Source organism: bacterium, from assembly GCA_009926305.1.
Lineage (GTDB): Bacteria > Bdellovibrionota_C > UBA2361 > UBA2361 > RFPC01 > RFPC01.
In genome coordinates this window covers 1-2,339 of sequence record RFPC01000161.1, presented here as the reverse complement: position 1 = coordinate 2,339, position 2,339 = coordinate 1, and the positions used below count along the sequence as shown (strand labels likewise).

The 2,339-nt window shown below is 46.4% G+C and carries 3 protein-coding genes; 2 read left to right on the top strand and 1 reads right to left on the bottom strand.

The annotated features are described in order from the left end of the window. The first annotated feature begins 3 nt into the window (after window positions 1-3). A complete protein-coding gene (locus EBR25_13195; GenBank protein NBW41936.1) occupies window positions 4-627 on the top strand; it encodes a Crp/Fnr family transcriptional regulator in 624 nt (207 codons plus the stop codon). Window positions 628-924: 297 nt separating this feature from the next. Here EBR25_13195 and EBR25_13190 read toward each other — a convergent pair whose 3' ends face one another. Continuing rightward, window positions 925-1,479: a hypothetical protein gene (locus tag EBR25_13190; protein NBW41935.1), complete on the bottom strand. Its 555-nt coding sequence runs from the start codon at window positions 1,477-1,479 to the stop codon at window positions 925-927. A gap of 436 nt (window positions 1,480-1,915) precedes the next feature. Here EBR25_13190 and EBR25_13185 point away from each other — a divergent pair. Next, a partial coding sequence (locus EBR25_13185) for a hypothetical protein (GenBank protein NBW41934.1) occupies window positions 1,916-2,339 on the top strand: 424 nt, incomplete at its 3' end.

Below are 2,339 nucleotides of genomic sequence, written 5' to 3'. Positions count from 1 at the left end.
GCTGTGATTCCTGTTGAGGGGCGTAAAGGCAATATAATATTCCCTCTAACATGTGTAATTTCGATGAGCGTGTCTTGTGGCGAAAAGTCTGGCGCATTTTTATTTTTTGCTGGGCAAGGCTATGTTGTCGGGTTTGTGGATCGAGTAAGAATTCGCAGCGTACAGTTTCAGGCTTGTGTATGTGAGCCAGGTTATGCATACCTCTTACCCGCATTCCTGCTGAATCAGTGGCTGCCAAATTTCGCAGATATCACCCTTCTGTCTATACGTGTATGTTCTACGATCGCAGAAGAAGCATCACATGCCGCATACTGTTCGCAGTCCCACGCAGGTGAGCAGCGGGTTGCTAGGATGATATTAGAAATATCCGATAAATGTACTATCAAAAATATTGTGACTACTGGCCATAGTGCATTAGCTAATTTATTGGGTGTTCGTCGAGAGACTGTAACCGGCATAATATCTAAGTGGCAGAAACTAGGTATCGTTGATGTGAAAAGAAATAGAATGACGATAAAGAAGAAGAATGTTCTGAAACAGATGGCATGCGAATGCTATAGCGAGTCAAAAGAATCGCAAAGAAAAAAAATGAATGTATGGAGAGCAGTGAATTGGGCTAATTTATAAGCTCTATTGAAAGAGGAGGTATCGAATGAGCCTTGCGCCACTCCGAATTTGATAATTTAGTGTCTTCTAACGAAGACACGCTCACTCGCTCGTATCGCTCACGTTGTTCGCTACTCCGCTCGTTCGCTGTTTTCCTCCAATGTCATTCAAGATGATTGAGACAGCGTTTGGATAGGGTTTGGAGTGTGAGTTTTAGTAAGTGTTGGTGAGTGAGATAGATAAGAACCAGTAGACAATACTCAGCCATTGAAGCGTTCTTCGAAACGCCCCTGTCGCCATCAGTCTAGGAAACTTCGTTCAGCAGGACTGATTGATCGCTGTTGGCATTTGTATGTTGAGCCAATCCACGCTCTCACGATGTAGTGAGAGTGCGTTCTTGGTTCCATAAGTCAGACATCCGCGATCACGATAAGCCTGAACATCTGTTTGTCTTCCTGCGAATTGAACTCGCTCCCAACACGCCTCGATGGTCTGTTTGATGTTGTTACGATCAGCATCCACTCGCATAAAGCAGTGATAGTGTGGGATCTCGTCTTTCGTCAGTCCCTCGAGTACAGGGACGAATAGGAGAGGTGAGCGACCACGCTTAGCGAGGTTTCCATAGAAGGACTTCTGAAGGCGATTCAGAAAGTGCTTCATGCTTCGCTGATAGAACTTCACGAGTTCAGCATCATGGCGATTCAGTTTCTTGCCTGAGCCATTGATGTAGGCATCAATGCGCTTAGGGTCGAAGGTCAATGTCACAAAGTGCGTGATCTCGCCATCGTATTGCTCTAGCCATGCGTCGATCTGACGCCTGATTTCAGCGCCATTGTTAGGAAGATTGGATACATTGCGTGTCTTCGTACTCACGCAAGTATTTATCTGTAACCACAGGGTTCCTAATTTTTCTTGGTTACGAGATAGGGGCTCAGATAGGTGTAGTCTTTACGCAATAAGGTGGGTGTTTTTGCGTAAAGAGCCTCGAAGGTGTCTCAGAGGCTATAGGGGATGAGAACGATTCTTGGGCAGGCAAGGGCTATGACAGTTTCTGTGACACATTGGAAAAGGCTGTCTGGAAAGCCGAGAAATAAAGCGTTTATGAACCGACAGCATTCTGAAAATCCGCGTGTCGATGGTTCGATTCCGTCTCTGGCCACCATTTTTCTCGATGAAAATAGTATTTCACGGTTTCATCGACACCCCAAAATCCCTGTGACACTTCTGTCGCACAAGGTTTTGAGGCTATACACTCGTAAGAACAGCAAGGTTCGGTGTTACATCACTTTCTGTCTTTCGAGGTGCTCGTTTGGACAGTCACACTAACGACCTAAATCAAAGACAACTGAACGAGGGTTTGTTCCTCTACAAGCGAGCAAGAAGCACTCGTTGGCAAGCGAGGATCAGACGAACCTCCAACGAATGGTTTGCGATGTCGTGTGGGACGAGCGACTTTGAGCAAGCCAAGAAAGTCGCACTCGAGCGTCAACGACAACTACAGCAAGCGCAATCGAGTGGGTTGGTCGATGTCAGCAGACGCTTTGTCGATGTCGCCAAACTGACGATCAGTCATCTCGATGCTGAGGTCCAAGCAGGCGTAGGCAAGGTCGTCAATCGTGACTACAAGCAAGTGATCAATCGCTATCTGATCCCTGCGCTTGGGAAGTATCAGATTCAGCAAATAGATCACAAAGCTTTGCTTGCGCTTGATGCGTACAGAACCAAGCTTCTCA